Here is a 25,551-nt window from a genome sequence, read left to right as displayed (position 1 = left end):
TGACTCACAGTCATACCGCTCATCAGGACATCCGCCTCCCGGCCAACGCCGGTCATGGGCCGACCTGACTCAGTCATAGATCGCCTCCACCAGCCACTGCCCGGACTCCACGGCGAGCAGCAGAGCGGTGCCGTCGGCGAGGCTGACCTGGAACCGTGCCCGGCGGCGAGCCTCGGCCGGCGCCCACCAGCGCTCGTCCACCGGCCACGGCCCGGCCCAGCCCACGATCTCCGCCGGTCGGCCGGCGTCGACCACCAGCCGGGCGGGAACAGCGCTTACCGCCAACCGCGCGCTGATCACCACCGGCTCGCCGGCTGCGTCGTGCACGGCCGCGGCGAGCGGGCTGGGCAGCACCACGGCGGGCGCGGGCGGCGGTAGCCGACCCGGCCACGGCGGAACGTCGGGGCGGGCGGGGAGGCGTTCGTCGCCCCACGGCACCAGGCGCACCTGGTCGGCCGGGGAGCGCCCACCGCCGAGCACCGCCGTGACCACCGCCTCCGGGCCGAGGATGCCCTGCACCCGACTCAATGCCCGGTGCGCTCTCTCCCGCTCCTCGCCCGTCTCCCCCCAGAGGCCGGTCTGCAGGCCGGCCTGGGCGATCACCCCGTCCGGGATCAGCCGCAGCCGGATGATGCCGGCCGTCGGCCGGGCCGGGCGGGCACCGGCGCGGCCGTTGCTGCCGGAGAGCCAGCCGTCGAGCTGCCAGCGCACCCGGTCGGCGATGGCGGCGGCGGTGAGCAGGCCGTCGTGCCGCCACACCCGGTGCAACTCCTGCCCGTGCTCGGTGACCGCCTCGATGCCGAGCCGGGTGCAGGCCAGCCCGTGCCCGGCGAGCCGGTCGTGCAACTGCTCGGCCAGCGCGCGGGCGGCGAACGCCGCCGCGTCGACCCGGTCGATCGGCTCGTCGTACGCGGAGGTCACCGTCAGGTCGGTCGGCGGCTGCCGGACGGCGAGCGGGCGGTGATCCCGGCCGGCGGCCAGCCGGTGGGCCAGCGCGCCATCGAACCCGAACCGGGCCAGCACGTCGCCGGCCGGTAGCGCGGCGAAGTCGCCGAGGGTCCGCACCCCCAGCCGGCGCAGCAGATCGGCCAGTGCGGACCGGCCGAGCGCCTCGACCGGCATCCCGGCCAGGAACGCCGGTGTCCCGCCCGGCTCCACCACCCGGCCCGCGCGGGCGGCCAACCCCGCGGCGAACACCCCGTCGGCGATGCCCACCTGGCTCTCCACCAGACAGGACTGGGCGACATGCTCGATGAGCCGCTCGGCAGCCGCCTCCTCGCCGCCGAGGTAACGACTCGGGCCCCGGGCGGCGACCGCGCAGGCGCCCGGACGGACCACCTCGACGCCGGCGACCACCTCCTCCAGCGCGGCGACCACCGGCTCGAACGCCCGGGCGTCCCGGCCGGGGTCGTACTCCACGACGGTGAGCTGCGGGCAACGGCCCTGCGCCTCCCGCTTGCGCAGCCCTCGGCGCACGCCCTCGGCACGGGCCCGCTCGGAGCAGGCGACCACCCGGTTGGCGTGCAGCACGGCGACCGGACCGGTGGCCGGCACCCCGTCGACGATCTCGGCGGCGAGCACCGGCCAGTCCGGGCACCACAGCAGCAGGGTCCGGATCGGCGAGCCGGTCACCCCGACCCGACCAGGGCGAGCGGCACGGACGGACGGCCCACGGTCGACCGCACCGTCCGGGGAATGACCCGGGTGAGCTCGGCGCCGGGGAGCCAGACCTTGACCTCCTTGGGTCGGGCGGCCGCTCCGCGCCCGCGCGCCGAGACGGTGACCTCCCGGCGACGCAGCCGCCCCCGGCCCTGACCGAGCCCTTCCCAGACCCCACGGACCACCTGCAACGTCACGTCCGCGCCGTCCCACCGGCCGTACGGAACGAGCACGCTGCCGCGCTGCCGGGCCCGCGCGGCCAGCCGGGTGGCGACCGAGGCGGAGACCGCGGCGGGTACGGCGGTGACCACGACGTCCACCCCGTCGATCAGCGCGGCGACCACGGTGGCCCACTCGGGGCCGGGATTCGGCACCAGGGCCAGCCGGTCCAGGGCGATGCCCAGCTCGGCTGCCGCACCCGCGCCGAACGTCGGCACTCCGACCACGGCGCACCACGAACCGGCCCGGGATGCCTCGGCCAGCAGGGCCAGCACCAGCGAGGTGCCGCCACTGCGTCGGGGCTGACCGGCGGCGACCGCGATCGTGCTGCCGCGACGCAGGCCCCGGTTGGGCAGCAGGCCGGTCAGCTCGGGCGCCACCGGCAGCACCCGGTGGCCGCCGACCGGATCGGGTGCGCTCGCCGGGCGGACCAGATCGGCCAGTGCGGCGGAACCGACCACCATGCGGCCCGCCATTGGACCAACCCCCCGTCGTTGCAGTGGAACAGATCAGGACCGACGCACCGTGACGCCGGCCGCCCGGCTTCCCTTCCAGGCGGTCGGCGTCACGGCGGGCTCACGCGGCGAGGCCGTCCAGGGCCGGTTGGTGCGCCACGCCGAGCGCGGTCTCCACCACCGTGACGAACTGTTCGGCGGCGCGGAGCAGATCGTCGGCCTCCCGGACGCTGACCACCCGGGGGATGCCGGCTTCGGCGGCGGCTCGCTTGCTGGCCCCGGCGGCGAAGAACCGGGCCCACTCGTCGAGCTCGGGAGCGACGGCGCAGAGCAGGACCCAGACGCTGGTGATCCGGTTGCGCCGGCTCGGGGCGGGCCGGGCCCGGGCGGCGAGCAGGGCGGCCGCCGCACGCAGCGCCGCCAGGTGGGCGGCCGCGTAGCGCAGGCCGTCAGGTCGGGTCTGGCCGGCCTCGACCAGCCCACGACGGGCCAGGGTGAGGAGCTGGGCAGGGGTGCGGTGCGGCAGCACGTGCGCCGGCACCGTCGGTGCCTGAGCCGGGTTGGTCGGCATGGACTGTCTCCTCCACGTGGCCGGGGCGTCGGCCGGGGCAGTGATGCCGCCGACGAGACGCCGAGGTCGGGTGGTGCGGAGGAAGACGCACCGGGGGCGGCCGGCCGGGTGTGGATGCTTCCCCACACCACACCCGGCCGGCGTACCGGCGGGTTCGTCGCCCGCCGCCCGGGGGTCGTGGGCGGCGGGCGACGCTCCTGCCTGATGGGACCGGGCTCGCGACTGCCCGGAAACCCAGGTGCGGCCCGCGAAGCCACACCGCCCGGAGCTGGCGCCGCGAAACACCGCGCTCCGGCTGGTTGGAACGGGCGTTCGAGGCAATCGAACACTCGTTCTAACTGCTCCTGACAGTACACCTCCCCTCCGACGAAAATGCAACGTGTGACGCGCCGAGGCTCGCCGCCCGTACGCACCGAGGTGAACCGGCACCGGCGGACCGGGGAAGAATGACGGGATGCAGCCACACCCGAACGTACGGGCGGTGCAGGACGCGCTCGACGACGCCGGCGCGCTCGACGACGCCGGCCAGCCCAGCACGGTCCGCCTCCTGCCCGACGCGGTGCACACCGCCGCAGCCGCAGCCGAGGCGCTCGGCGTCGAGGTCGGCCAGATCGCCAACTCGCTGATCTTCAACGCGGACGACGCGCCGCTGCTCGTGCTCACCTCCGGCGCGCACCGGGTCGACACCGCCGGCCTCGCCGCGTCCATCGGCGTCACCCGGCTGCGCCGGGCCACCCCGGAGTTCGTCCGGAAGCACACCGGGCAGCCGATCGGCGGAGTGGCCCCGCTCGGGCACCCGCAGGCGCTGCGCACCCTGGTGGACACCGCACTGGCGGCGTACCCGCAGATCTGGGCCGCGGGCGGTGTACCGCAGGCGGTCTTCCCGACCACCTACGCCGAGCTGCTGCGCGTCACCGCCGGCATCCCGGCCGAGGTGGCGTGAGCGAGCGGCGCGAGCGAACCGGTCGGCACCGCAACGCCGTACCGGAGTTGGTCACCCTGCACGTGTGGCGGACCTCCCGCGGCGCGCTGCCCCGGGCGCTGACCCGGATGGCGGTGGACCCGCGTCGACTGCGGGCCCTGCCGGGCGTCCGGTTCGGCAAACTGCTGGGCACGGGGACCGGCACCGGCTTCGGGCCGGGTGACGCCGACCTGGCCCGGTGGGCGGCGCTGACCGTCTGGGACTCCCCCGCCGCGGCGGCCGGCTTCGACGACTCGCCGGTCGGACGCGCCTGGGCGCGGATCGCCCACGCCCAGGCCCGGGTCGACCTGCGCCCGCTGAGCAGCCGGGGCGAGTGGTCCGGCCAGCGACCGTTCGGCGAGCCGCCGGGCGGCCGGGTCACCGGCCCCGTGCTGGCGCTGACCCGCGCCCGGTTGCGGGCCCGCCGGGCGGCCACCTTCTGGCGGGCGATCCCGCCGGTGGCCGCCGCCCTGCGCGACGCGCCCGGGTTGCTGGCCCGGTTCGGCGTCGGTGAGGCCCCGCTGGGATGGCAGGGCACGGTGAGCGTGTGGCGCGACCCGACGGACCTGGTGGCGTTCGCGTACCGTCACCCGGAGCATCGGGCGGCGATCATGCGAACCCCCACCGCGGGCTGGTACGCCGAGGAGCTGTTCGCCCGGTTCGAGGTACGTGACGTGGTCGGCGACCGGACGGTCCTCGGATGGGTCGCCGACGGCGACCAGGCGACAGTGAAGGGTGGACGGGCATGAGGTTGGTGCGCTGGACGCCGGACGATCTCGTCCGACGGCTGGACGACGTGGTGGCCGTCTACGGCGAGGCGATGGGGTACCGCACCGACCTGCTGGAGGCCCGGCGCGGCTACATCGCCACCCACGTGCGCCGGCCCGGGTTCCGGGCCGTGGCCAGCCTGACCAGCGAGGGTCACCTCGCCGGCTTCGGGTATGGCTATCTGGGCGGCCCGGGCCAGTGGTGGCACGACCAGGTGCACCGGGCGCTGGACGGCCCGACCCGCAAGCGCTGGCTCACCCACTGCTTCGAGGTGGTCGAGCTGCACGTCCGCCCGCCGGCGCAGGGGCACGGGCTGGGCGCCGGGCAGTTGCGGGCGCTGCTCACGATGGCCGAGGGCGACACCACACTGCTGTCCACCCCGGAGGCCGAGGAGCAGACCTCGCGGGCCTGGCGGCTGTACCGGCGGTTCGGCTTCGTCGACGTGCTGCGCGACTTCCACTTCCCCGGTGACGAGCGGCCCTTCGGCGTCCTCGGTCGAGACCTACCGCTCGAGCCCCCGACGTCATGACCAGGCGGATCTCCTGGACGCTGCTCGCCGTCCTGGTGCTCGCCCAGATCTGCTACCCGTTGACCACCGGCGCCACCCGGGCCGGGCTTACCGTGGCCACGGTCGTGCTCGGCTGGCTGCTCTCGGTCGGCCACGCGCTGCTCAGCCGGGGCCCTCGGGTGGCGGCGGCGCTGGTCGCGGTGGCCACCGGCGGCGGGTTCGCGATCGAGGCGATCGGGGTGGCCACCGGTGTGCCGTTCGGCAGCTACGACTACTCCGGTGAGCTGGGCCCCAAGCTGGCCGGGGTGCCGTTGATCATCCCGCTGGCCTGGACCTGGATGGCCTGGCCGGCCTGGCTGGCCGCGGTCCGCCTGACCGGCGGCAACACCCCGACGGCCAGCGCCCCGGCGCCCGCCGGCAACACCCCGACGGCCAGCGCCTCGACGGCCACCGACAACATCCCGACGACCGGTGGCGCGACGGCCGGCCGGTGGATGGGCAGGATCGCGCTGGCCGCGGTGGGGCTGGCCGCCTGGGATCTCTTCCTCGACCCGCAGATGGTGGCCGAGGGCTACTGGGTCTGGCGGGACGCCACAGCGGCGCTGCCCGGCCTGACCGACATCCCGGTCAGCAACTACCTGGGCTGGCTGCTCTTCGCGGTGCTGCTGATGAGCACGTTGCGCCCGCTGGCCGGCCCGGCCGCCGAGCACACCGACCGGCGGGACCACCCGATGCTCGCGCTCTACCTGTGGACGTACTTCTCCAGCATCCTGGCCCACGCGGTCTTCCTGGACCTGCCCGCGTCGGCGCTCTGGGGCGCGGCCGGCATGGCGGTGACCGCCGTGCCGCTGGCGGTGACCCTGCTGCGCGCCCGCCGGCCCCACCACGCGCGCCGGGACGACCACCAACCGCACCGCCTCGGCGTCGACGCGACCCGATGACCGTTCTCTTCGCCCTGCTGCTCGCCGTCGCCGCGCTGACCGGGCACACCTGGGTCAACGCCACCCGGTGGCTGCGCCGGCCCACCGACCGACCCGACGAGGTCGACGAACCGGTGGCCGTGCTGCTGCCGCTGCGCGACGAGGCCGCCCGGGTCACGCCCTGCCTGCGCGCCCTGCTCGCCCAGCGTGGTGTGCCGGCGCTGCGCATCGTGATCCTCGACGACGGGTCCACCGACGGCACCGCCGACGTGGTCCGCGCGGTCGTCGGCGACGACCCGCGGGTCACCCTGCTCAGCGGCGTCGCCCCGCCACCGGGCTGGCTGGGCAAGCCGCACGCCTGCTGGCAGTTGGCCACCCGGGCCGACCCGGCGGCCACTGTGCTGGTCTTCGTCGACGCCGACGTGGTGCTCGCCCCGCACGCCGTGGCCGCGGCGGTCACCGAGCTGCGCGCCGCTCACGCGACGCTGCTGTCGCCGTACCCCCGGATCGTGGTGGCGACGGCGGCCGACCGGCTCGTGCAGCCGTTGTTGCAGTGGTTGTGGCTGACCTTCCTGCCGCTGCGGGCCATGGAGCGCTCGCGGCGGCCGTCGCTGGCCGCGGCGGGCGGGCAGTTCCTGGTGGTGGACCGGGCCGGCTACGCCGCCGCCGGCGGGCACGCGTCCGTCGCCGACAAGATCCTGGAGGACGTCGAGCTGGCCCGGGCCGTCAAGCGCGCGGGGAGGCGGATCGCCCTGGCCGACGGTTCCCGGCTGGCCATCTGCCGGATGTACGACGACTGGCCGCAGCTGCGCGACGGGTACTCGAAGTCGCTGTGGGCATCGTTCGGGCACCCCGGCGCGGCGGCCGCCGTGGTGACGCTGCTGCTCCTGCTCTACACCGCTCCGCCGCTGGTCGCGCTCGCGGTCGCCTCGACAGCTCCCCGGATGTCAATGGTTGCGCTCATCGCATACCTGCTCGGGGTGGCCGGGCGGGTGCTCACCGCCCGGGCGACCGGCGGCCGGTGGTGGCCCGACGCGCTCGCACACCCCGTGTCGGTCGTGGTCCTCGGTTGGTTGACGCTGCGGTCGTACCATCTGCGAAAGCGACGCCGCCTGACCTGGCGGGGCCGCCCGGTCAGCTAGGAGGGCGCGGCATGGCGCGGATCGTGGTCGTCGGCGCCGGGGTGGGTGGCCTGGCCACCGCCGCCCGGCTGGCCGCAACCGGGCACCAGGTGACAGTCTTCGAGGCCGCCGACACGGTCGGCGGCAAGCTCGGCCGGTACGCGCACGACACCCCGGCCGGAATGTTCCACTTCGACACCGGGCCGAGCCTGCTCACCCTGCCCGAGGTGTTCCACGACCTGTTCGAGGCGACCGGGGCGAAACTCGACGAGTACCTGGACCTGGTCCCGCTGGACCCGATCGTCCGGCACGTCTTTCCCGACGGCGGCCCGGCCCTCGACTCGTGCGCCGACCCGGTGGAGTTCGCCGCGCGGATCGGGGCCGCCTTCGGTGACCGGGCGGCGGCCGACTGGCAGCGGTTGTGGCGCCGGGCCGCACGGGTGTGGGAGGCCTCCTCGCGGGACATCCTGCGCCGTACCGTCGACTCCCCCCGGGACCTCGCGTCGCTGGCCTGGCGCGTCGGTGACCTGGCCGCCATCGCCCCGGGCCGCACCCTGCGCGGCCTGGGCCGCGGCCACCTGTCCGACCCGCGGCTGCGGATGCTGCTGGACCGGTACGCCACCTACACCGGCGCCGACCCGCGCCGGGCCCCGGCGGCGCTGGTCGCGGTCCCCTACGCCGAGCTGACCTACGGCGGGTGGTACCTGCGCGGCGGGCTGGGCACGCTCGCCGACGCGCTGCTGACCCGCTGCCTGGACCTCGGCGTGGTCGTGCAGACCGGCACCACGGTCACCCGGATCGACGCCGCGGGCGGCCGGGTGCACGGGGTACGCCTCGCCGACGTCACCGCGCCGGTGCCCGCCGACGTGGTGGTGGCCAACGTCGACGCGCTCACCGTCTACCGCGACCTGCTGCCACACGCGCGCCGGCTGGCCGGTCTGACCGATCGCAGCCTCGCCGGTTTCGTGCTGCTGCTCGGCGTCTCCGGCAGCAGCGGCCTGGCGCACCACAACGTCTTCTTCCCGCGCGACTACGACGCGGAGTTCGACGCGGTGTTCGGCGATCCGGGGCGGGGCGTCCGGGCCCGACCGGCGGCCGACCCGACGGTGTTCGTCACCGTGGCCGACGACCCGATGGTCCGCCCCGCCGGGCACGAGGCGTGGTTCGTGCTGGTCAACGCCGCCCGGCAGGGCACCGCCGGTGGCGCGGTCGACTGGCGACGCCCGGGGCTGACCGACGCGTACGCCGACCGGATCCTGGATGTCCTGGCCGAGCGCGGCGTCGACGTGCGGGACCGGCTGCTGTTCCGCGAGGTGCGCACCCCGGCCGACCTGGGCGCGGCGACCGGGGCGCCGGGCGGCGCGATCTACGGCACCGCCGGTGGGCTGCTCCGCCCGGCCAACCGGGGCCCGGCGCACGGGCTGTGGCTGGTGGGTGGCTCCAGCCATCCCGGCGGCGGCCTGCCGATGGTGACCCTCTCCGCGCAGATCGTCGCCGACGAGATCGGCCCCGCCTGGTAGACGCAAGGAAGGGCACCTTATTAACGCCTGCGGTATAGGAAGGGGCCCTTCCTAACATCGCGGTCAGCCGGCGTCGAGCAGCGCGCGGCGGACGGTGGACAGCAGCTGCCCCAGCCCGAAGCCGGCCAGCAGCACCCACACCGCGGTCGCCATCGTGATGGTGCCGGCGGCCAGCTCCGGCTCGATCAGGCCGGCCAGCCCGGCGACCACCAGGCCCGCCAGCGCGACCGAGACCCGGGTGGGTCGTTCGCCGACGGTCACCGCGCCGATGTCACGCATCCCGGCAGAGACCGCGCGGGCCCGGACGTACTCGTGCAGCCAGGACAACGCGCCGCCCGCGACGACCAGCACGCCCGGGGCGCCGACCAGCCAGAACGCCAGCAGCCACGCTACCTCGCCAAGCCGGTCGGCCAGCGAGTCGTAGACGTAGCCGAGTCGGGTGGTGCGGCCGGTGGCGACCGCCACCGCACCGTCCACGCTGTCGGCCACCGCGGCGAGCAGCACGAACAGCGCGCCGAGGAACGGGCCGTCGCCCGGCCGGGTCGCCAGCAACGGTACGCAGAAGCAGAGCAGCACCCCCGCCACGGTGACCGGGGTGGGGCCGACCCGCAGCCGACCCAGCACATACCCGACGTGGTAGGCGAACCGCAGCCAGGCGCGCACCACCGGCGCGGCGACCCGCGGGTCGAACCCGCCGTGCAACCGCGCCCACGCCGTGGCGTACTGGTCCCAGTTCAGCTGTGTGCCCACCTGAGGATCAACCGTCGTGCCGGGCATCAGGTGTCGCAGAGTCCGCGTTCACACCCGCGCGCCGGCCTTGAGGTTCTGCCAGACCTCTCGGGTGGCGGTGGACCGGTTGAGGGTGATGAAGTGGATGCCCGGAACGCCCTCGTCCAGCAGTCGACGGCACATGTCGCTGGCCTGCTCGATGCCGAGCCGGCGCACCGCCTCCGGGTCGTCGGCCACCCGCTCGAAGCGCGCCGCCAGCGCCGGCGGGAAGGGCGCCCCGGACAGCTGCACGGACCGCTCGATGGTGCCGATCTGGGTCACCGGCATCACCCCGGCCAGGATCGGGGTGTCGCAGCCGGTGGCGGCCACCCGGTCGCGCAGGCGCAGGTAGTCGTCGGCCTCGAAGAACATCTGCGTGATCGCGAACTCGGCGCCGGCCCGACACTTGCGGACGAACTGTGCGGTGTCGCTGGCCACGTCGGGTGAGCGGGGATGCTTGTACGGGAAGGCCGCCACACCGACGCTGAAGTCACCGGAGTCGCGCACCAGCCGGACCAGGTCCTCGGCGTAGTCGACGCCCTCGGGGTGCCGGACCCACTCGCCGCCCGGGTTGCCCGGCGGGTCACCGCGCACGGCCAGCACGTTGCGCACCCCGACCCCGGCGAGCCGGCCGATCACGTGCCGCAGCTCGGCCACGGAGTGGTTGACCGCGGTCAGGTGGGCCATCGGCAGCAGGGTGGTGTCGGTGGCGATCCGCTCGGTCACCGCCACGGTGGTGTCCCTGGTCGAACCGCCCGCGCCGTAGGTGATCGACACAAACGACGGACGCAGCGACTCCAGCTCGCGGATCGCCTGCCAGAGCAGCCGCTCCCCCGCCTCGGTCTTGGGTGGGAAGAACTCGAACGAGAAGGTCGGCTGGCGCTCACGGATGAGCTCCCCGATCGCCGGCTGCGGATTGGGGAGTACCGAGGGAAGACCGAGCGCCACGACCCGACTCTAGCGGGCGACGCCATCGGCACCCAGACGCTTCCCAACGGTGGGGAAGGCCGTCGTACCCCAGGGGTAGGAATGAGTGGCGCGGGAGGGGCGGTGGGGGCGGCCCAGGGGGTCCGGCGCGGGGGTCACACAGCCGAGAGGTGCACCTGTCCCGTCCCGCCGGACGGGTGGGTGTCACCGCGCCGACGCCCCGCCGGGAGGACCCATGACCTCGCCCCCACCGCCGCGCCGCCCCCAGCTCGGGCCGCTCCTGGTCCGGCATCGGCTGGCCCGGGGTTGGAGCCAGCGGCGCACCGCAGCCGAGTTGTGCGCCGCCGCGGGTGTGGCGACGTTGAGCCGCCACGAGGTGTCCCGGTGGGAACGGCAGCGACGCGTGCCCGACGGGTTCTGGCTCGGTTGGCTCGCGTTCGTGCTGGACGTGCCGGTGGTGGTGCTCGCCGAGGCGGCCGCGCGCACCCGACGGATCCGCTCGACGGCGGCCGGCGGGCCGGGCCGGCGCGGGGTGGCGGGTGCGCGGCCGGGCGGACGGGCCGGTTCGGGCCACGACGGCGGGCGACCCGGCGGGAGTACGCGTGGCGGTGGAGCGCGAGCCGGGGCGACCCGCTAGCGTCGTGGCGTGACCCACGCTGCTCCCGTTTCCCCCGTCGACCGTGCCAGCCTGCGGGAGCGGGTCGACCGGGCGCTCACCGAGTTTCTGGCTGGCCAGCGGGCCCGGCTGACCCGGGTGGACGAGGCCCTCGTCCCGGTGGCGGAGGCGATCGAAGCCTTCGTGCTCGGTGGCGGCAAGCGCCTGCGCCCGGCCTTCGCGTACTGGGGGTTCCGGGGCGCCGGCGGGGTGGACGGCGACCAGGTCCTCACGGCCCTCGCGGCGCTGGAGTTCGTGCAGGCCAGCGCCCTGATTCACGACGACCTGATGGATCGTTCCGACACCCGGCGCGGCGAGCCGGCGGTGCACCGACGGTTCGCGACCCGGCACCGGGCGGCCGGTTGGGGCGGCGACCCGGACGGGTTCGGTGACTCCGCCGCGATCCTGCTCGGGGATCTCTGCCTGGTGTGGTCCGACGAGCTGCTGCACTCCGCCGGTCTGGACCTGCGGGCGGTGGCCCGGGCCCGGCCGGTCTTCGACGAGATGCGCACCGAGGTCACCGTCGGGCAGTACCTCGACGTGCTGACCCAGGTCACCGGGGACACGTCGGTGGAACGGGCCAGCAAGGTCGCCCGGTACAAGTCGGCGAAGTACACCGTCGAGCGTCCGCTGCTGCTCGGGGCCGCGCTGGCCGACGCCAGCGAGGACGTCCGGACGACCTACTCGGCGTACGGGTTGCCGTTGGGCGAGGCGTTCCAGCTCCGCGACGATGTGCTGGGGGTCTTCGGTGACCCGGCGCAGACCGGCAAGCCGGCCGGGGACGACCTGCGCGAGGGCAAGCGCACCTATCTGGTGGCGGCAGCCGTGGAGGCCACCGACGACGCGGGCCGGGAGCTGCTGCTCAGCCAGCTCGGCGACCCGGACCTGGACGAGCGGGGTGTGGCCCGGCTACGCGAGCTGATCGACGCGAGCGGGGCGCTGGCCCGCACCGAGCAGCGGATCGTCACGCTCACCGACTCCGCGCTGGCCGCGCTGACGGCCGTCGACCTGGACACCGAGGCCCGCCAGGTCCTGGTGGACCTGGCCATAGCGGCGACCCGCCGAGCCGACTGACCCCTCGCCCTGACGTGCGTCGATCATGAAGTTGTTGCCCACGCGCGCGGCGTGTCGTGGCAACAACTTCATGATCAACGGCAGATCCGGCAGGGCCGGGAGGGGGTCAGAAGCCCAGGGCCTGGGCTCGGCGCTTGACCTCGCGGGCCTGGTCGCCGGAGAGGGCCGCGGCGGGGGTGTTGCCGGGCAGCGTGTCGTCCGGCTCGTAGAGCCAGCGCAGCGCCGCCTCGTCGTCGTAGCCGTTGTCGGCGAGCAGGTTGAGCACGCCAGGCAGGTGCTTGAGAACGGTCTCGTTGGCCACCAGCTCCGCGGGTATCCGGCGAATGCCGTCGCGGCGGACCGCCAACAACTCCCGGTCGCGGATCATCTGGTGCACCTTGCTGATCGACACGTCGAGCCGCTCGGCGACGTCGGGCAGGGCGAGCCAGCCCGCCGGGTCGGTGGGGCCGGCGAGCTCGGGGCCGGGTACGGCCTGGTCGGGTACGGATTCGGTCACCCGATCACCCTGCCACGCCGCGGCCGGCGAGGGCCACCGGCACCCCGCACGGCCAGTTCGCGCCCGCCGACGGGCACCCCCGGTGAGCAGCGGATCAGGGCCACCACCGAGGTGGCGACCACGACGGGACGGACCAGGAACGACTCCGGGCTGTAGCATCCTGTTCAACTCCCACCCCCTGGACACATAGACTCCCTGCCGATGGACACACAGGTCGCCGACACGTTGCTGGGCTCGCTGATCGACGGGCGTTACCGCATTCGCGGTCGCGTGGCCCGTGGCGGCATGGCGACCGTGTACACCGCCACCGACGAACGCCTCGAGCGCACCGTCGCGGTCAAGATCATTCACCCGACCCAGGCGCCCGAGGCACGGGCCCGGATCGCCAACTTCGTGGCCCGGTTCACCGACGAGGCGAAGACCATCGCCCGGCTGACCCACCCGAACGTCGTCGCGGTCTACGACCAGGGCACCCACGCCGGCCTGCCGTACCTGGTGATGGAGTACGTCCGCGGCCGTACGCTGCGCGACGTGCTGGCTGAGCGACGCCGGCTCAACCCGGACGAGGTGCTGGCCATCGCCGAGCAGATGCTCGCCGCGATCGCCGCCGCGCACCGGGCCGGCCTCGTGCACCGCGACGTCAAACCGGAGAACGTGCTGGTCGCCGAGGCGCCCACCGGCGGCGTCGCCAACCTGGTGGACAGCGTCGTCAAGGTGGCCGACTTCGGGTTGGCCCGCGCGGTCGAGGCCAGCGCCGACGAGGAGCAGGGCAACCAGCTGATGGCCACCGTGGCGTACGTCGCCCCGGAGCTGGTCACCGAGGGTCGGGCCGACCCGCGCACCGACGTCTACTCCGCCGGCATCGTGCTGTTCGAGATGCTCACCGGCCGGGTGCCGTACGACGGGGACCGTCCGGTGGACGTGGCCTGGCAGCACGTCGACCGGGACGTACCGGCGCCCTCGACGCTGGTGCCCGGCCTGCCGTCGGCCCTCGACGCCCTGGTGCAGCGCGCCACGCGGCGTGATCCCGCGGCCCGGCCCGCCGACGCCGGCGCGCTGCTGGCCGAGGTTCAGGTCACCCGGGACCGCCTGGGTGACGTCAACAGCACCAGCACCGCCGTGCTGCGCCGGGTGACGGACGAGCCGCCGGTCTCCCAGCCGACCATGATGGTCGCCACGGTCCGCCCGGCCGAACGGCCGACCTGGGCCCGCCTGCCCGAGGGCGCCAGTCAGGGGCCGGGCCGGCGGCGTGCCGCACCGGAGCCGGCGGAGGGTCTGGCGGCCCGGTTCGCGGCGCTGCGCACCACGGTGCTGGGCAATTCGCAGGGCCGGCTGGCCGTCGCCGCCGTGGTGGTGACGCTGGGCCTGGTAGCCGCGCTGGGCGGCTGGTGGTTCGGTGTCGGCCGCTACACGTCCGCCCCGCAGCTGGTCAGCCTGAGCAAGGCCGACGCGCAGGCCCAGGCCGAACGCGCCGGCCTGATCCTGGCGTACGGAAAGCCGCGCTACGACGAGAAGGCCCCGAAGGACAGCGTGCTCGGGCAGGATCCGGCGTCGGCCAGCAAGATCGTCAAGGGTGGCACGATCACCCTGACCCTCTCGCTGGGTCCGGAGCGCTTCCCGGTGCCGGACGTGATCGGCAAGGAGTACGAGCTGGCCGAGGCCGATCTGCTCAACGCCAACCTGGTGGTGGCCAAGGGCGCCACCCGCTACGACGACACCCTGCCGGCCGGCGTCGTACTGGACAGCTCCCCGAAGGTGGGCGCCGAGGTCAAGCCGGGCACGAAGATCACGCTCATCCTGAGCCGCGGCCGGGCGCCGGTGTCGGTGCCGAACCTGGTCGGCAGGAGCCTCACCGATGCGCGGGCCACCCTGAGCGGGCTTAACCTGGTGCCGGTGGAGACCTTCAAGGACTCCGACAAACCCAAGGACGAGATTCTCAGCCAGAGTCCGGCCGACGGCGCGGGCGTGGAGAAGGGCACCCAGGTCAAGCTGGAGATCAGCAAGGGTCCGCCGCTGGTCGTCGTGCCCCGGGTGATCGACCTGCCCTGCCAACAGGCCAAGCAGTTGCTGGAGAGCCAGGGTTACCCGGTGACCGTCGCGTTCAACCCGAACGCCACGGTCCGGATTCAGGCCCCGGGCGAGAATTCACAGGTGCCCCCGGGTACCCCGGTCACCATCACGTGTTTCTGATGCGGACGCTTCGTTCGCGGCCGGTGGGCGCGCACACTCCGACCTCCGGCGGGCTGGCCAGGGCGGCTCTGCCGTACGTCGACGCGACCGGCGCCGGGGCCGTGCAGGTGTACGTCTCCAACTCGCGTGGCTGGGCGCTGCCTCCGGGTGATCCGGCGCAGGACGCGCTGTTCCGCGAGGGCTGCGCCGAGCGGGGCATTCCGGCGTTCATCCACGCCTCGCTGCTGGTCAACCTGGGCTCACCCACGGCGGCCACGGTCGAGAAGTCGGCGCAGACGTTGGCGCACGCGCTGCGCCGGGGTGTGGCGATCGGCGCGCGGGCGGTGGTGTTCCACGCCGGCAGCTCGGTCGACGAGGGGTACGCCGAGGCGGCGATGCGCCAGGTCCGTCGCGAGCTGCTGCCCCTGCTCGACTGGGCCGCCGAGTTCGGTGGACCGATGCTGCTGGTCGAGCCGAGCGCCGGCGGTGGCCGCTCGCTCGCCTCCCGCGTGGAGCAGCTCGGGCCCTACCTCGACACGGTGGACCGGCATCCCATGCTCGGAGTCTGCTTCGACACCTGCCACGCCTGGGCCGCCGGGCACGACCTGGCCGCCGAGGGCGGCATGACCGCGACCCTGGACACGCTGGTGGCCACCGTGGGGCCCGACCGGTTGCGGCTGGTGCACGCCAACGACTCGAAGGATCTGTGCGGCTCGACCCGGGACCGGCACGAGAACATCGGCAAGGGCACCATCGGCGAGCCGGCCTTCGCGGAGCTGATGGCCCATCCGGCCACCGTCGGTGTCCCCGTGGTGGTGGAAACCCCGAGCGAGAAGCAACTCGGCCACACAGCCGACATAGCAACTCTAAACCGCCTAAACCCCTAACCCCCCGGCCCCGGGTTCGCCCGGCCGGGTTGATCAAGAGCTTTGCGTCAGATTCCGGTCTCCGGATGACGCAAAGCTCTTGATCAACAGGGAGGGGGTCAGGCGGCGAGGATCTTGGTCAGGGCGGTGGCCGCCCGGTCGATCGCGGTGTCGTCGACGCCCAGGTGGGTGACCAGGCGGGCGGTACGGGGGCCGAGCACCGAGACCAATACGCCGTCCGCGCGTGCGGCGGCGGCCAGAGCGCGGGCATCCAGCGCGTGCTTGGTCAGGTCCAGCGGGACGAGGTTGGTACGGACCGCAGTGGCGAGCACCCCGAACGGCGCGACCGTCTCGGCGAGCCGGGCCGCCCTCGCATGGTCCTCGGCCAGCCGGTCGACGTGGTGCGCCAGGGCGTACCGGCCGGCGGCGGCGAGGATGCCGGCCTGGCGCATGCCGCCGCCCATCCGCTTGCGGATCAACCGGGCCCGTTCGATCTTCTCCACGCTGCCCACCACCAGCGAGCCGACCGGCGCCCCGAGCCCCTTGGAGAGGCAGACGGACAGCGTGTCGAAGAGCCGGCCGTACTCGGTCAGCGGCACCCCGTCGGCGACGTGCGCGTGCCAGATCCGGGCGCCGTCGCAGTGCAGCGCCACGCCCGCGTCGTCGGCGACACCGCGCAGCTCCCGCAGGGCGGCCAGCGGGATCACGCCGCCACCGCCGCGGTTGTGGGTCTGCTCGACGGCGATCGCGCGGGTGGGCACGGCGAAGTAGCCGTCCGGACGGATCATCCGGGCGACCAGCTCGGGGTCGATGTCCGCGCCGACAGCCGGCCAGGTCCGCGAGGAGATCCCGCCGTACGCGGAGGCGGCGCCGATCTCGTACGTGACGACGTGCGCGTCGGCGTCGCAGAGCAGCTCGTCGCCGGGTGACACCAGCAGTTGCAGGGCGATCTGGTTGGCCATGGACCCACTCGGAGCGAAGAGCGCCGCCTCGTGGCCGAACAGCGCGGCGACCTCGGCTTCGAGGGCGTTGACGGTCGGGTCCTCGCCGTAGACGTCGTCGCCCACCTCGGCGGTGGCCATCGCCTCCCGCATCCCTGCGGTCGGCCGGGTCACCGTGTCGGACCGCAGGTCCACGAACTGGTCAGCCACTGTCATCCTTTCGACCGCCGGTGGCGGGTCTCGCGCATTTGGCCACGGTCATTCTTCTCGGCTGCTGACAGAGGGTCCGCCGGCTCAGCCACGGAACCTGCCTTTCGGCTGCCGACTGCGGGGCTCGCCAGCTCAATCAGCCACGCAGCATCTCCGCCACGAGGAAGGCCAGCTCCAGCGACTGCTGGGTGTTCAGCCGAGGATCGCAGGCGGTCTCGTACCGGTCGGGCAGGTCGAGGTCCTCGATGCCCTGGGCGCCGCCGAGGCACTCGGTGACGTCCTCACCGGTCAACTCGACGTGCAGGCCGCCGGGGTGGGTGTCCAGGCCGCGGTGCACCTCGAAGTAGCCGAGCACCTCGTCGACGATCCGGTCGAAGTGCCGGGTCTTGTAGCCGTTGGACGACTCGTGGGTGTTGCCGTGCATCGGGTCGCACTGCCAGACCACCTTGGCGCCGGAGGCGGTGACCTTGGCCACGATCGGCGGCAGGGCGTCGCGGACCCGGTGGTTGCCCATCCGGCTGATCAGCGTGAGCCGGCCGGGGATGTTGTCCGGGTTGAGCTTCTCGCACAGCTCGATCGCCTCGTCCGGGGACGTGGTCGGGCCGAGCTTGACGCCGATCGGGTTGGCGATCCGGGAGATGAAGTCGATGTGCGCGCCGGTGATCTGCCGGGTGCGCTCCCCGACCCAGAGGAAGTGCCCGGACAGCCCGTACGCCCGACGGTCGGAGACCCGGGTGAGCGCCCGGTCGTACTCCAGGGCGAGGGCCTCGTGGGAGCAGTAGAGGGTGACGGTCCGCAGCGCCTCGTCGTCGGTCATCCCGCAGGCCCGGATGAAGGCCAGCGCCCGGTCGATCTCCCGGGCGATCGCCTCGTAGCGCTCCCCCGCCGGGGAGGTCTTCACGAAGCCCTTGTTCCAGTCGTGTACCGCGTGCAGGTCGGCGAGCCCGCCGGCGAGGTACGCCCGGAGCATGTTCATCGCCGCCGCCGAGTTGGCGTACGCCCGGATCATGCGCTGCGGGTCGGCGACCCGGGCGGCCGGGTCGGCCTCCAGCGAGTTGATCATGTCGCCGCGGTAGGCGGGCAGGCCGCGCGCGTCGGTGGGCAGTGAGCGGGGCTTCGTGTACTGCCCGGCGACCCGGGCAACCTTGACCACCGGCAGCGACGCGCCGTAGGTGAGCACGATCGCCATCTGGAGCAGGGTGCGGGCGTTGGCCAGCAGGTGACTCTCGGTGTTGTCGACGAACGTCTCGGCGCAGTCACCGCCCTGGAGCAGGAACGCCTTGCCCTCGCAGACCAGGGCGAGCTTCTGCCGGAGCTGGTCCACCTCGTAGGGCGCGACGACCGACGGCACGGTGTCGAGCACCTTGCAGACCGCGGCGACGGCCGCCGGGTCGGACCACGGCGGGATCTGCTCGCGGGGCAGCTCCCGCCAGCGGTCCAGGCCGAGCGCGGCGTCCTCGGCGGAGTCGACGGTCGGTCGGCTGGTCTGCAGGCCCGGGCTGCTCACCGCGGGATGGCTCAGCTGATGCCACTCATGGCGCATGACAGAAAGCGTACGGCGACCGCGGGGGTGCCCGGGCGGCGAGGGGGACGGTTCCGGTAGATGGGAGACCAGTCCCGGTGGGCGGAGTTCAGGAAGGGGGCGAGGGGACGGCGTCGCCCGGCGACGGGCTGGCGGGCGGGGCGTCGCCCGGCGCTTCCCCGGTGATGCACCAGTCGCCGCCGTCGCGGGTGACGGTGAACACCAGCGGCCGGGTGGCCTTGCGCTTGCCGGCGGTGACCGACACCGAGACGCTGACCTCCTGGCCGCGCGGGCCGGACCGGACGTCGGTGATGGCCGCCTCGGGCACCTCGAAGTGATCGGCGAAGTCGCCGTTGGGGCCGGTCGCGCCCAGGTCGAAGCCCTCGTGCAGCAGCTCGCAGAGCTGGCTGCGGCCGGCGGCGACGTCCTTGGCGGTCATCGCGTCGAGGTACGCCTGCACGCGCTCGCGAGACCGGGTGCCGGCCTCCTCGGCGGGGGCACGCTCGGGCTTGCCGGTCGACTCGTCCTCGTCACCGCCGCCGATCCCGCAACCGACCAGGGCCGCCGGGAGCAGCACCAGCCCGGCGGCGGCGGCCGCCAGCCTGCGGTGGATCGGGCGCATGACCACCTCCGTCGACGGGGAATCGAGACGTGCCGAGCCGCGAGTCTGCCACATCGGGGCCGACCCGCCCAAGGCCGGCGGCCCGGCCGACGCTGGGCGTCGACCGGGCCGGTACGGCACGGGCGGGGAGAGGCGGTGCGGGCCCCTCCCCGCCGTGTGGGTGGTGCGTCGACCGTCGGCTCAGCCGAGGCCGCCCTTGATGGCGCCGATGAGCTCGCCGTTGCTCGTGTCGCCGGAGAGCTCCCAGAAGAACGCGCCACCGAGGCCCTGGTTGTTCGCGTACGTCATCTTGCCGTTGATGGTCGACGGGGTGTCGTAGCTCCACCAGTTGCTGCCGCACTTGGCGTACGCGGTGCCGGCGATCGTGCCGGTGGCCGGGCAACTGTTCTTGAGAACCTTGTAGTCCTCGATGCCCGCCTCGTAGGTGCCCGGCGCCGCGCCGGTGGCGCTGCCGCCCGGTGCGGCCTGCGTGACGCCCGTCCAGCCCCGACCGTAGAAGCCGATGCCGAGCAGCAGCTTGTTGGCCGGGATGCCCTTGCTCTTGAGCTTCTGGATCGCCGCGTCCGAGTTGAAGCCCTGCTGCGGGATGCCGGTGTACGAGGTGAGCGGCGAGTGCGGCGCCGTCGGGCCCTGGGCGTTGAAGGCGCCGAAGTAGTCGTACGTCATCGGCATGAGCCAGTTGAGGTTGCCGATGGCGCCGGCGTAGTCGGTGGCGTCGATCTTGCCGCCGTTGCTGCCGTCCGCCGTGATCGCGGCGGTGACCAGGGCGCTGGACCCGAACTTCGACCGCAGGGCGCCGATCACGTTCTTGAACGCGTTGGGGCCGCTGGTGTCGCAGGTCAGGCCGCAGGCGTTGGGGTACTCCCAGTCGACGTCGATGCCGTCGAAGACGTCCGCCCAGCGCGGGTCCTCGACCAGGTTGTAGCAGCTCTCGGCGAACGCGGCCGGGTTCTGGGCGGCCTGGGTGAAGCCGCCGGACCAGGTCCAGCCGCCGAACGACCAGATCACCTTGAGGTGCGGGTTCATCTGCTTGAGCTTGCGCAGCTGGTTGAAGCTGCCGCGCAGCGGCTGGTCCCAGGTGTCGGCGACGCCGTCCACGCTCTCCGCCGCCGTGTACGCCTTCTCGTAGTCGGCGTAGCTGTCGCCGATGGAGCAGCGGCCACCGGTGGTGTTGCCGAAGGCGTACAGGATGTGGGTCAGCTTGGCGGCGGAGCCGCTGGTCTGGATGTTCTTGACGTGGTAGTTGCGGGCGTAGACGCCCCACTCGGCGAAGTAGCCGACGACCTTCTTGCCGCCCGTGTTCGGCGGTGGCGTGGTGGGCGGAGCGGTCGTGGGCGGAGCGGTCGTGGGCGGAGCGGTCGTGGGCGGAGCGGTCGTGGGCGGAGCGGTCGTGGGCGGAGCGGTCGTGGGCGGCGCCGTGGTGGGCGCTGCCGTGGTCGGCGGGGTGGTCGGGTTGCCGCCGCCGCACGGTGCGCCGTTGACGGTGCAGTTCAGCGGCGCCTTGTAGGCGCCGGTGCCGTTGTAGCCCCAGCTGAACGAGGCGCCCGGCGCGAGCCCACCGGCCCAGCTCTTCTTGACCGCGACGTAGTGGTTGCCGCTGCTCGTGACGTCGGCGTCCCACGCGCTGCTGATGGTGGTGCCCGACGGCAGGTCGAACTCGATGCGCCAGGTGGCGACCGTGGCGCTGGAGCCGTTGGTCACGGTCACCTTCGTCTCGTGACCGGTCCCCCAGTCCTGCGCCTTGGCGAACGTGGTGGTGACCGTGCCGGCGCCGAACGCGGTCGTCATCGGCACCGCCGCGACGGTCACGGCGACCACGGCACCGGCCCAGAGGGCCCGGCGGAGCGATCTTTTCATAAGGCGTCTCCCGAACTGTTAGGAAACTTTCCAAAAGAGATGGTGAGACGGTACTCACGCCGTCATCAGTTCGTCAAGATGTCCATGTTTCGATTTCTTCTGGTGGTGGACTGCACCCACGCCGAGCCGCAGGTCAGCGGTCGGGGGTCACGGGCCGACGCGTAGCCTCGGGCCCATGACCGTCTTCGACATCCCGATCGACGCCCTCAGCGGCGGGCCCGCCGACCTCGCCCAGTACCGGGGCCGGGCGCTGCTGGTGGTCAACGTCGCCTCCCGCTGCGGTCTCACCCCGCAGTACGCCGGCCTCCAGTCCCTCGCGGACACCTACGCAGAGCGTGGCCTGGTGGTGCTGGGCGTGCCGTGCAACCAGTTCGCCGGGCAGGAGCCCGGCACCGCGGCCGAGATCAGCGACTTCTGCCAGGTCAACTACGGGGTGACGTTCCCGCTGACCGAGAAGGTCGACGTGAACGGGCCCGACCGGCACCGGCTCTACGCCGCCCTGGTGGACACCCCGGACGCCGATGGGCACACCGGGGACGTCCGGTGGAACTTCGAGAAGTTCCTGGTGGCCCCGGACGGCACGGTCGCCGCCCGCTTCGCCCCCACTGTCGAACCCACCTCCGGCGACCTCCGCACGGCGATCGAAAAAGCCCTCCCCACCCCCGCCTGACTCACCCCCGCCCGGCCCACCCCCGCCCGGCCGGCCCCCGCCCGGCCCGCTCGCGGTGATCAAGAGGTTTGCGTCAGGGGTGAGCCTCCACCTGACGCAAACCTCTTGATCACCAGATGGGGGGGTCGGCGGCGGCGGCGCTCGGACCGACCACCGTCGGGTGGCACATCCCCACCGGGCCGCTCGGCGGCCAGCGTGAGCAGTACGGTGTGCACAACCGGCCCGGGGCGCAGCCAGGCGTTCGCGCCGGCACACGCCGGCCGTCCGCGCAGCCGCTCCGCGTCGGGTAACCGGAATAACCCATCGCACCGGTCGGGAATGTGTCGTGGGTGGACGAAGTTGGGAAGAAGCATGACAACTGTGGGACTGATCGGCAGCGGCAACATCGGCGGCACCCTGGCCCGGCTGGCGGTGGCCGCCGGCTATGACGTGGTGCTGAGCAACTCGCGCGGGCCGGAGACGCTCACCGACCTGGTCGACGAGCTGGGCGAGCGGGCCAGCGCCGGCACGACGCAGGACGCGGCGCAGATCGGTGACCTGGTGGTGGTCAGCGTGCCACTCAAGGCGTACCGGGCGATGCCCGCGCAGCCGCTGGCCGGCAAGGTCGTCATCGACACCAACAACTACTACCCGCAGCGCGACGGGGCCTTCCCGGAGCTGGACGCCGGTGAGATCACCAGCAGCGAGCTGCTCCAGCGGCACCTGCCGACCTCGCGGGTGGTCAAGGTCTTCAACAACATCTACTTCAAGGCCCTCGCCGCGCTCCCCCGCCCGGCCGGGGCGGCCGACCGCAGCGCTCTCGCGATCGCCGGTGACGACGCCGCCGCGAAGGCCGAGGTGACCGCCTTCCTGGACCGGATCGGCTACGACGCGGTGGATGCCGGCTCGCTGGCCGAGGGGTGGCGTTACCAGCCGGACACCCCGGCGTACGGCACGCTCTACTCCGCCACGCCGACCGACTGGGAGCACCCCGCGTCGAGTGACGCCGAGAAGCTGCGCGCCGCGCTGGCCGCAGCCACCCGCTGAGCACCGCCGCCATCCTGGGACGACCGCCTACCGGGTGGCCGTTTCCAGGGCGGCGGCGAGTTCGTCGTCGTAGCTCGCGAGGGGCTGGCCGTCCCCGGCGTACGCGACGAGTCGGCCCTGCGCCATGCTCGCCGACCGGAACGAGAACGTCCGCGTACCCGGGTAGGCCGCCAGCAGGGGAATGTCCCGGGGCGCTCCGCCCGGGGCGGAGTAGTACGCCAGCCGGGCCACCCGCGCGGAGACCACACCGTTGACCCGGACCTTCGTCTTCTCCGCCCGGGCGCCGAAGGTGACCGGCGCGTCGGTGGCGTAGGCGGCGCACTCGGCCGGGCCTCGGCAGACGAAGAAATACCGTGGATTGACGACGTCGTCGAGGGCGTACGCCTTGAACGTCGGGTCCGCTCCGGCGGGCAGCGGTTGCACGGCGAAGAAGGCGAGAGTCACCGCGGCCGCGACGCCCACCCGCAGCCAGGCCCGGTCGGCGGCGGATCGCCGGTTGCTCCGGACTGTCGCGACCGCGACACCGCCGAAACCGGCCAGGCACAGCAGGCACACGCCGACGGCACGGGCGTTCTCGAACAGGAACTGCACGCCCGGCCGTGTCGACACCGGGCCGAGGACGGCGCCCAGCGAGACGACCATGGCGGCGAGCAACGCCGCGCCGGCCACCCGCTGGGTGATGCCGGACGCGCCGACCAGCAGCATCGCGGCGAGCACCGGCCACACCTGATGGTGGGTCCAGGACACCGGGGACGCGGCCACCGTGGCGCAGCCGACGAGGATCGCCGCGTGCCCGGGGCGGCCCTGCCCGGTCAACTGCCGGGCGCGCAGCAGCGCCGCCCCGCAGATCACCGCCACCAGCCCGGCCCAGAGCACGGGCAGCGCGGCCTCGTCGACCCCGATGCGCAACAGCATCCCGTGCACCGACTGGTTGCCCAAAGAGGCCAGGTTGCCGATCCGCGAGGTCTGCCGGACCGCCTCGGTCCAGTACGTCCAGCTCTCGTCGGGCAGCACGACCGCCGCCAGCCCGGCGCAGGCTCCGAACGTCGCCACCGCGCGGGCGGCGTCGCGGTAGCGCCCGGTGGCGAGGAAGTACGCCACGAACAGCAGCGGGGTCAGCTTGATCGCCGCGGCCACCCCGACGAGCACCCCGCGCAGCCGGGGTGGGCCGACGCCCATCCCGTCCAGCAGTGCCAGCAACACGATGAAGATGCTGACCTGCCCGAAACGCAGGTTGCTCTGCACCGGCGCCGAGAGCATCAGCACCGTGGCGGCCACCGCGACGAGCAGCGGGCGGTGCGACCGTCGGACGTGAAGCGCGACGCCGACCAGGCCGGCGATGGCGACGACCGCCGCGCACGTCGCCACCAGCCAGACACCCTGGAGCACGCCCTCGCTGACGGCGGTGATCGGGCCCAGCACCAGGGCGGCGAACGGCGGATAGGTGAACGGCCCGCCGTTTCGGGCGCGGTACTCGTACAGCGGCCGGCCGGCGTGCAGTTCGGACAGTGCGCCGTAGTAGATGTGCAGGTCCGAGAGCCGATCGCCACGCCTGAGCACGAGCACACAGGACACCAGCGCGGCGACGCCGAACGCCGCCCACGCCAGCGCCACCCGGCGATCCCGCATCGCCCGAGAATAGGCGAACGCGAGGCCGAGCGACGGCCCCGTCAACCGTTGGCCGCGCAGTCCAACGCCGACGAGCACGGCCTCGACTGCCGGGCGAAGGCGCTATTTCTGAAAGAGCACCGACGCGACGTCCGCCACGATTCCGAGAGCCCAATCCAACTGCGGACAGTCGTGCTGACCTTGACACTCCAGGCAGCCGCCCGTCTGCCAGGGTCGATCGTGCACTCGGGACCAGTGAGCGTCGAGGACCCGCTCCGCCGTGAAGAGTTCCGTCGCCCTGGACACCGGCTCGTCGATCGCCATCGGCCGCACCTTTCCCGAGGTCACGAGATGCACACCCTGGAGGGCGGAGGCCATGCGTCGCGCCCTCCAGGGGTGGATGGATCGAAAACCTCGGGGTGCTGAAGTCCAGAAGCGTCCGACCGCTGTCTCACTGTATCCACTGTCTCACTGTAGTCAAGTTCTCACTGTGCTCAGTCGAATCGCGTCGTCACTTGTCCTGCCCAGGCCCCGGCTGGAAGCATGATCTGCGCTGAAGTCCAGGAGAGCCGATCATGCCTACCAGGCCACCGCACTACCTCCGCGTCGCCGACGACATCGCGCGCAGAATCAACTCCGGGGAGTACCCGCCCGGCCATCAACTGCCCTCGGTCTCGGAAATTGGCGAGATCTACAACGTGGCACGATCGACCGCCTACCGGGCCATACGCGAACTGCACCAACGAAACCTGATCTACGGCCAACAGGGACAGGGCGTTTTCGTCGCCGAAGCGGAGTAGCCAGCGGCGAGGATCCGACCGCGTCTGCCTTCGGAAGAACGGGAACCGCGCGCCGGGCGTGCGTCCATAGCATCGGTGGATGGAAGCGACGAGCACACCGGCGTACGACGCTCACGCGGACTGGTACGAGAGCTTCATCTCCGGCGGGGGCGACTATCTCCGGCGGGTGCACGAGACTGTGGCGGACCTGCTCGGCACGGGGGTCGGGCCCCTGCCTCGACATCTGCTGCGGCACCGGCGCGCACGCGTCCGTGCCTGGCGACCTGGGCTGGACACCCGTGGGTGTGGACCTGTCCGGCGGGCAGTTGCGGCACGCGCGCGGTCGACTGCCAGTGGCCCGGGGGGACGCGAGCACCCTGCCGATCGCCGACACGTCACTGCCGGCTGCGATGTGCGGCCCCGCGTCCAGGGGGTCGGGAATCTCCCTCGCCGAGCGGCAAGATCGCGCTCGATCCTGGATGTAGTGGCATCCTCCCAAGGCCGAGACCACTACATCCTGGATCGAGCACGATCTTGCAGGGCAGCGCGGGCAGCACGGGCAGCACGGCGGGGAGAAACACCGCGCGCACAACTTGCGTCGGAGTCCCATACACGGGACTCTGTCCGTGGGTTGCCGCCCGCTCACCGAACGTGCCTTC

At 73.3% G+C, this 25,551-nt stretch carries 26 protein-coding genes; 14 read left to right on the top strand and 12 right to left on the bottom strand.

What is annotated here, in order from left to right; all coding sequences use genetic code 11:
- Nucleotides 1-69: 69 nt before the first annotated feature.
- From OG505_RS02185 to OG505_RS02175, 3 genes are all read right to left on the bottom strand, one after another.
- Nucleotides 70-1,632, bottom strand: a complete 1,563-nt coding sequence (locus tag OG505_RS02185; RefSeq protein ID WP_405430607.1) for a DNA polymerase Y family protein — start codon at nt 1,630-1,632, stop codon at nt 70-72.
- Nucleotides 1,629-2,354 carry a hypothetical protein gene (locus OG505_RS02180; protein ID WP_405430606.1) on the bottom strand — a complete coding sequence of 242 codons (726 nt, stop codon included), beginning with the start codon at nt 2,352-2,354 and terminating at the stop codon, nt 1,629-1,631. Before OG505_RS02180 ends, OG505_RS02185 begins: the two co-directional genes overlap by 4 nt.
- Before the next feature lie 100 nt (nt 2,355-2,454).
- Nucleotides 2,455-2,904, bottom strand: a complete 450-nt coding sequence (locus OG505_RS02175; protein ID WP_405430605.1) for an SAV_6107 family HEPN domain-containing protein — start codon at nt 2,902-2,904, stop codon at nt 2,455-2,457.
- A 454-nt stretch (nt 2,905-3,358) separates the two neighbouring features.
- Between OG505_RS02175 and OG505_RS02170 the strand changes: the two genes are divergently transcribed.
- From OG505_RS02170 to OG505_RS02145, 6 genes are read left to right on the top strand one after another with little or no spacing between them, the layout of a single operon-like run.
- Nucleotides 3,359-3,847, top strand: coding sequence for a YbaK/EbsC family protein (locus OG505_RS02170; RefSeq protein ID WP_405430604.1), 489 nt, complete (start codon nt 3,359-3,361; stop codon nt 3,845-3,847).
- Complete coding sequence (locus tag OG505_RS02165; protein WP_405430602.1) at nt 3,844-4,614, top strand: monooxygenase; 771 nt, start codon at nt 3,844-3,846, stop codon at nt 4,612-4,614. The genes OG505_RS02170 and OG505_RS02165 overlap by 4 nt, the downstream gene beginning before the upstream one ends.
- Entirely contained in the window at nt 4,611-5,162 is a 552-nt protein-coding gene (locus OG505_RS02160; RefSeq protein WP_405430600.1) for a GNAT family N-acetyltransferase, read from the top strand. The genes OG505_RS02165 and OG505_RS02160 overlap by 4 nt, the downstream gene beginning before the upstream one ends.
- Nucleotides 5,159-6,082: a carotenoid biosynthesis protein gene (locus OG505_RS02155; protein WP_405430598.1), complete on the top strand. Its 924-nt coding sequence runs from the start codon at nt 5,159-5,161 to the stop codon at nt 6,080-6,082. The genes OG505_RS02160 and OG505_RS02155 overlap by 4 nt, the downstream gene beginning before the upstream one ends.
- On the top strand, nt 6,079-7,203 hold the full coding sequence (locus OG505_RS02150) for a glycosyltransferase (RefSeq protein ID WP_405430597.1): 1,125 nt from the start codon (nt 6,079-6,081) through the stop codon (nt 7,201-7,203). Before OG505_RS02155 ends, OG505_RS02150 begins: the two co-directional genes overlap by 4 nt.
- An 11-nt stretch (nt 7,204-7,214) precedes the next feature.
- Nucleotides 7,215-8,702, top strand: a complete 1,488-nt coding sequence (locus OG505_RS02145) for a phytoene desaturase family protein (protein WP_405430596.1) — start codon at nt 7,215-7,217, stop codon at nt 8,700-8,702.
- Between the two features lie 63 nt (nt 8,703-8,765).
- Here the strand turns inward: OG505_RS02145 and OG505_RS02140 are convergent, their stop codons facing one another.
- Nucleotides 8,766-9,479 (bottom strand): CDP-alcohol phosphatidyltransferase family protein, encoded by a 714-nt coding sequence (locus OG505_RS02140; protein WP_405430595.1) that lies wholly within the window; start codon nt 9,477-9,479, stop codon nt 8,766-8,768.
- Nucleotides 9,480-9,500: 21 nt separating this feature from the next.
- The gene (gene metF / locus OG505_RS02135; protein WP_405430594.1) at nt 9,501-10,418 is read right to left on the bottom strand and encodes a methylenetetrahydrofolate reductase [NAD(P)H]; all 918 of its coding nucleotides are present in this window, start codon (nt 10,416-10,418) and stop codon (nt 9,501-9,503) included.
- A 214-nt stretch (nt 10,419-10,632) separates the two neighbouring features.
- Between metF and OG505_RS02130 the strand changes: the two genes are divergently transcribed.
- Entirely contained in the window at nt 10,633-11,034 is a 402-nt protein-coding gene (locus tag OG505_RS02130; RefSeq protein ID WP_405430593.1) for a helix-turn-helix domain-containing protein, read from the top strand.
- Nucleotides 11,035-11,043: 9 nt separating this feature from the next.
- Nucleotides 11,044-12,126, top strand: a complete 1,083-nt coding sequence (locus tag OG505_RS02125) for a polyprenyl synthetase family protein (RefSeq protein ID WP_405430592.1) — start codon at nt 11,044-11,046, stop codon at nt 12,124-12,126.
- Nucleotides 12,127-12,232: 106 nt separating this feature from the next.
- On the opposite strand, the gene OG505_RS02120 is transcribed toward OG505_RS02125, so the two are convergent.
- Nucleotides 12,233-12,622 (bottom strand): Rv2175c family DNA-binding protein, encoded by a 390-nt coding sequence (locus OG505_RS02120; protein ID WP_354858258.1) that lies wholly within the window; start codon nt 12,620-12,622, stop codon nt 12,233-12,235.
- A gap of 201 nt (nt 12,623-12,823) precedes the next feature.
- Here OG505_RS02120 and pknB point away from each other — a divergent pair, with 201 nt between their 5' ends.
- Entirely contained in the window at nt 12,824-14,812 is a 1,989-nt protein-coding gene (pknB, locus tag OG505_RS02115; RefSeq protein ID WP_405430591.1) for a Stk1 family PASTA domain-containing Ser/Thr kinase, read from the top strand.
- Nucleotides 14,812-15,678, top strand: a complete 867-nt coding sequence (locus OG505_RS02110) for a deoxyribonuclease IV (protein WP_405430590.1) — start codon at nt 14,812-14,814, stop codon at nt 15,676-15,678. Before pknB ends, OG505_RS02110 begins: the two co-directional genes overlap by 1 nt.
- Nucleotides 15,679-15,776: 98 nt before the next feature.
- Here OG505_RS02110 and OG505_RS02105 read toward each other — a convergent pair whose 3' ends face one another.
- The 4 genes from OG505_RS02105 to OG505_RS02090 all read right to left on the bottom strand — a co-directional run bounded on the left by OG505_RS02105 (nt 15,777) and on the right by OG505_RS02090 (nt 20,809).
- On the bottom strand, nt 15,777-16,814 hold the full coding sequence (locus OG505_RS02105; protein WP_405430588.1) for a threonine aldolase family protein: 1,038 nt from the start codon (nt 16,812-16,814) through the stop codon (nt 15,777-15,779).
- Between the two features lie 130 nt (nt 16,815-16,944).
- A complete protein-coding gene (locus tag OG505_RS02100; protein WP_405430587.1) occupies nt 16,945-18,351 on the bottom strand; it encodes a class II 3-deoxy-7-phosphoheptulonate synthase in 1,407 nt (468 codons plus the stop codon).
- 88 nt (nt 18,352-18,439) lie between these two features.
- Nucleotides 18,440-18,952, bottom strand: a complete 513-nt coding sequence (locus OG505_RS02095; protein ID WP_405430585.1) for a nuclear transport factor 2 family protein — start codon at nt 18,950-18,952, stop codon at nt 18,440-18,442.
- A gap of 180 nt (nt 18,953-19,132) precedes the next feature.
- Nucleotides 19,133-20,809: a glycosyl hydrolase family 18 protein gene (locus OG505_RS02090; RefSeq protein ID WP_405430583.1), complete on the bottom strand. Its 1,677-nt coding sequence runs from the start codon at nt 20,807-20,809 to the stop codon at nt 19,133-19,135.
- Between the two features lie 175 nt (nt 20,810-20,984).
- Here OG505_RS02090 and OG505_RS02085 point away from each other — a divergent pair, with 175 nt between their 5' ends.
- Together OG505_RS02085 and OG505_RS02080 are read left to right on the top strand one after the other, a co-directional pair.
- Nucleotides 20,985-21,479 (top strand): glutathione peroxidase, encoded by a 495-nt coding sequence (locus tag OG505_RS02085; protein WP_405430581.1) that lies wholly within the window; start codon nt 20,985-20,987, stop codon nt 21,477-21,479.
- A gap of 351 nt (nt 21,480-21,830) precedes the next feature.
- Complete coding sequence (locus OG505_RS02080) at nt 21,831-22,505, top strand: NADPH-dependent F420 reductase (protein WP_405430579.1); 675 nt, start codon at nt 21,831-21,833, stop codon at nt 22,503-22,505.
- 27 nt (nt 22,506-22,532) lie between these two features.
- On the opposite strand, the gene OG505_RS02075 is transcribed toward OG505_RS02080, so the two are convergent.
- Nucleotides 22,533-24,134, bottom strand: a complete 1,602-nt coding sequence (locus OG505_RS02075) for a glycosyltransferase 87 family protein (RefSeq protein ID WP_405430578.1) — start codon at nt 24,132-24,134, stop codon at nt 22,533-22,535.
- Nucleotides 24,135-24,236: 102 nt separating this feature from the next.
- Nucleotides 24,237-24,437, bottom strand: a complete 201-nt coding sequence (locus tag OG505_RS02070; protein ID WP_405430577.1) for a hypothetical protein — start codon at nt 24,435-24,437, stop codon at nt 24,237-24,239.
- Nucleotides 24,438-24,688: 251 nt separating this feature from the next.
- On the opposite strand from OG505_RS02070, the gene OG505_RS02065 reads away from it, so the two are divergent.
- Together OG505_RS02065 and OG505_RS02060 are read left to right on the top strand one after the other, a co-directional pair.
- A complete protein-coding gene (locus OG505_RS02065) occupies nt 24,689-24,913 on the top strand; it encodes a GntR family transcriptional regulator (RefSeq protein ID WP_405430576.1) in 225 nt (74 codons plus the stop codon).
- 251 nt (nt 24,914-25,164) lie between these two features.
- Nucleotides 25,165-25,377 (top strand): hypothetical protein, encoded by a 213-nt coding sequence (locus tag OG505_RS02060; protein WP_405430575.1) that lies wholly within the window; start codon nt 25,165-25,167, stop codon nt 25,375-25,377.
- Nucleotides 25,378-25,551 lie beyond the last annotated feature (174 nt).

The organism is Micromonospora sp. NBC_00617 (assembly GCF_045161355.1).
Lineage (GTDB): Bacteria > Actinomycetota > Actinomycetes > Mycobacteriales > Micromonosporaceae > Micromonospora.
The sequence above is the reverse complement of the archived record's forward strand: the minus strand, read 5'-3'. Positions and strand labels throughout refer to the sequence as shown.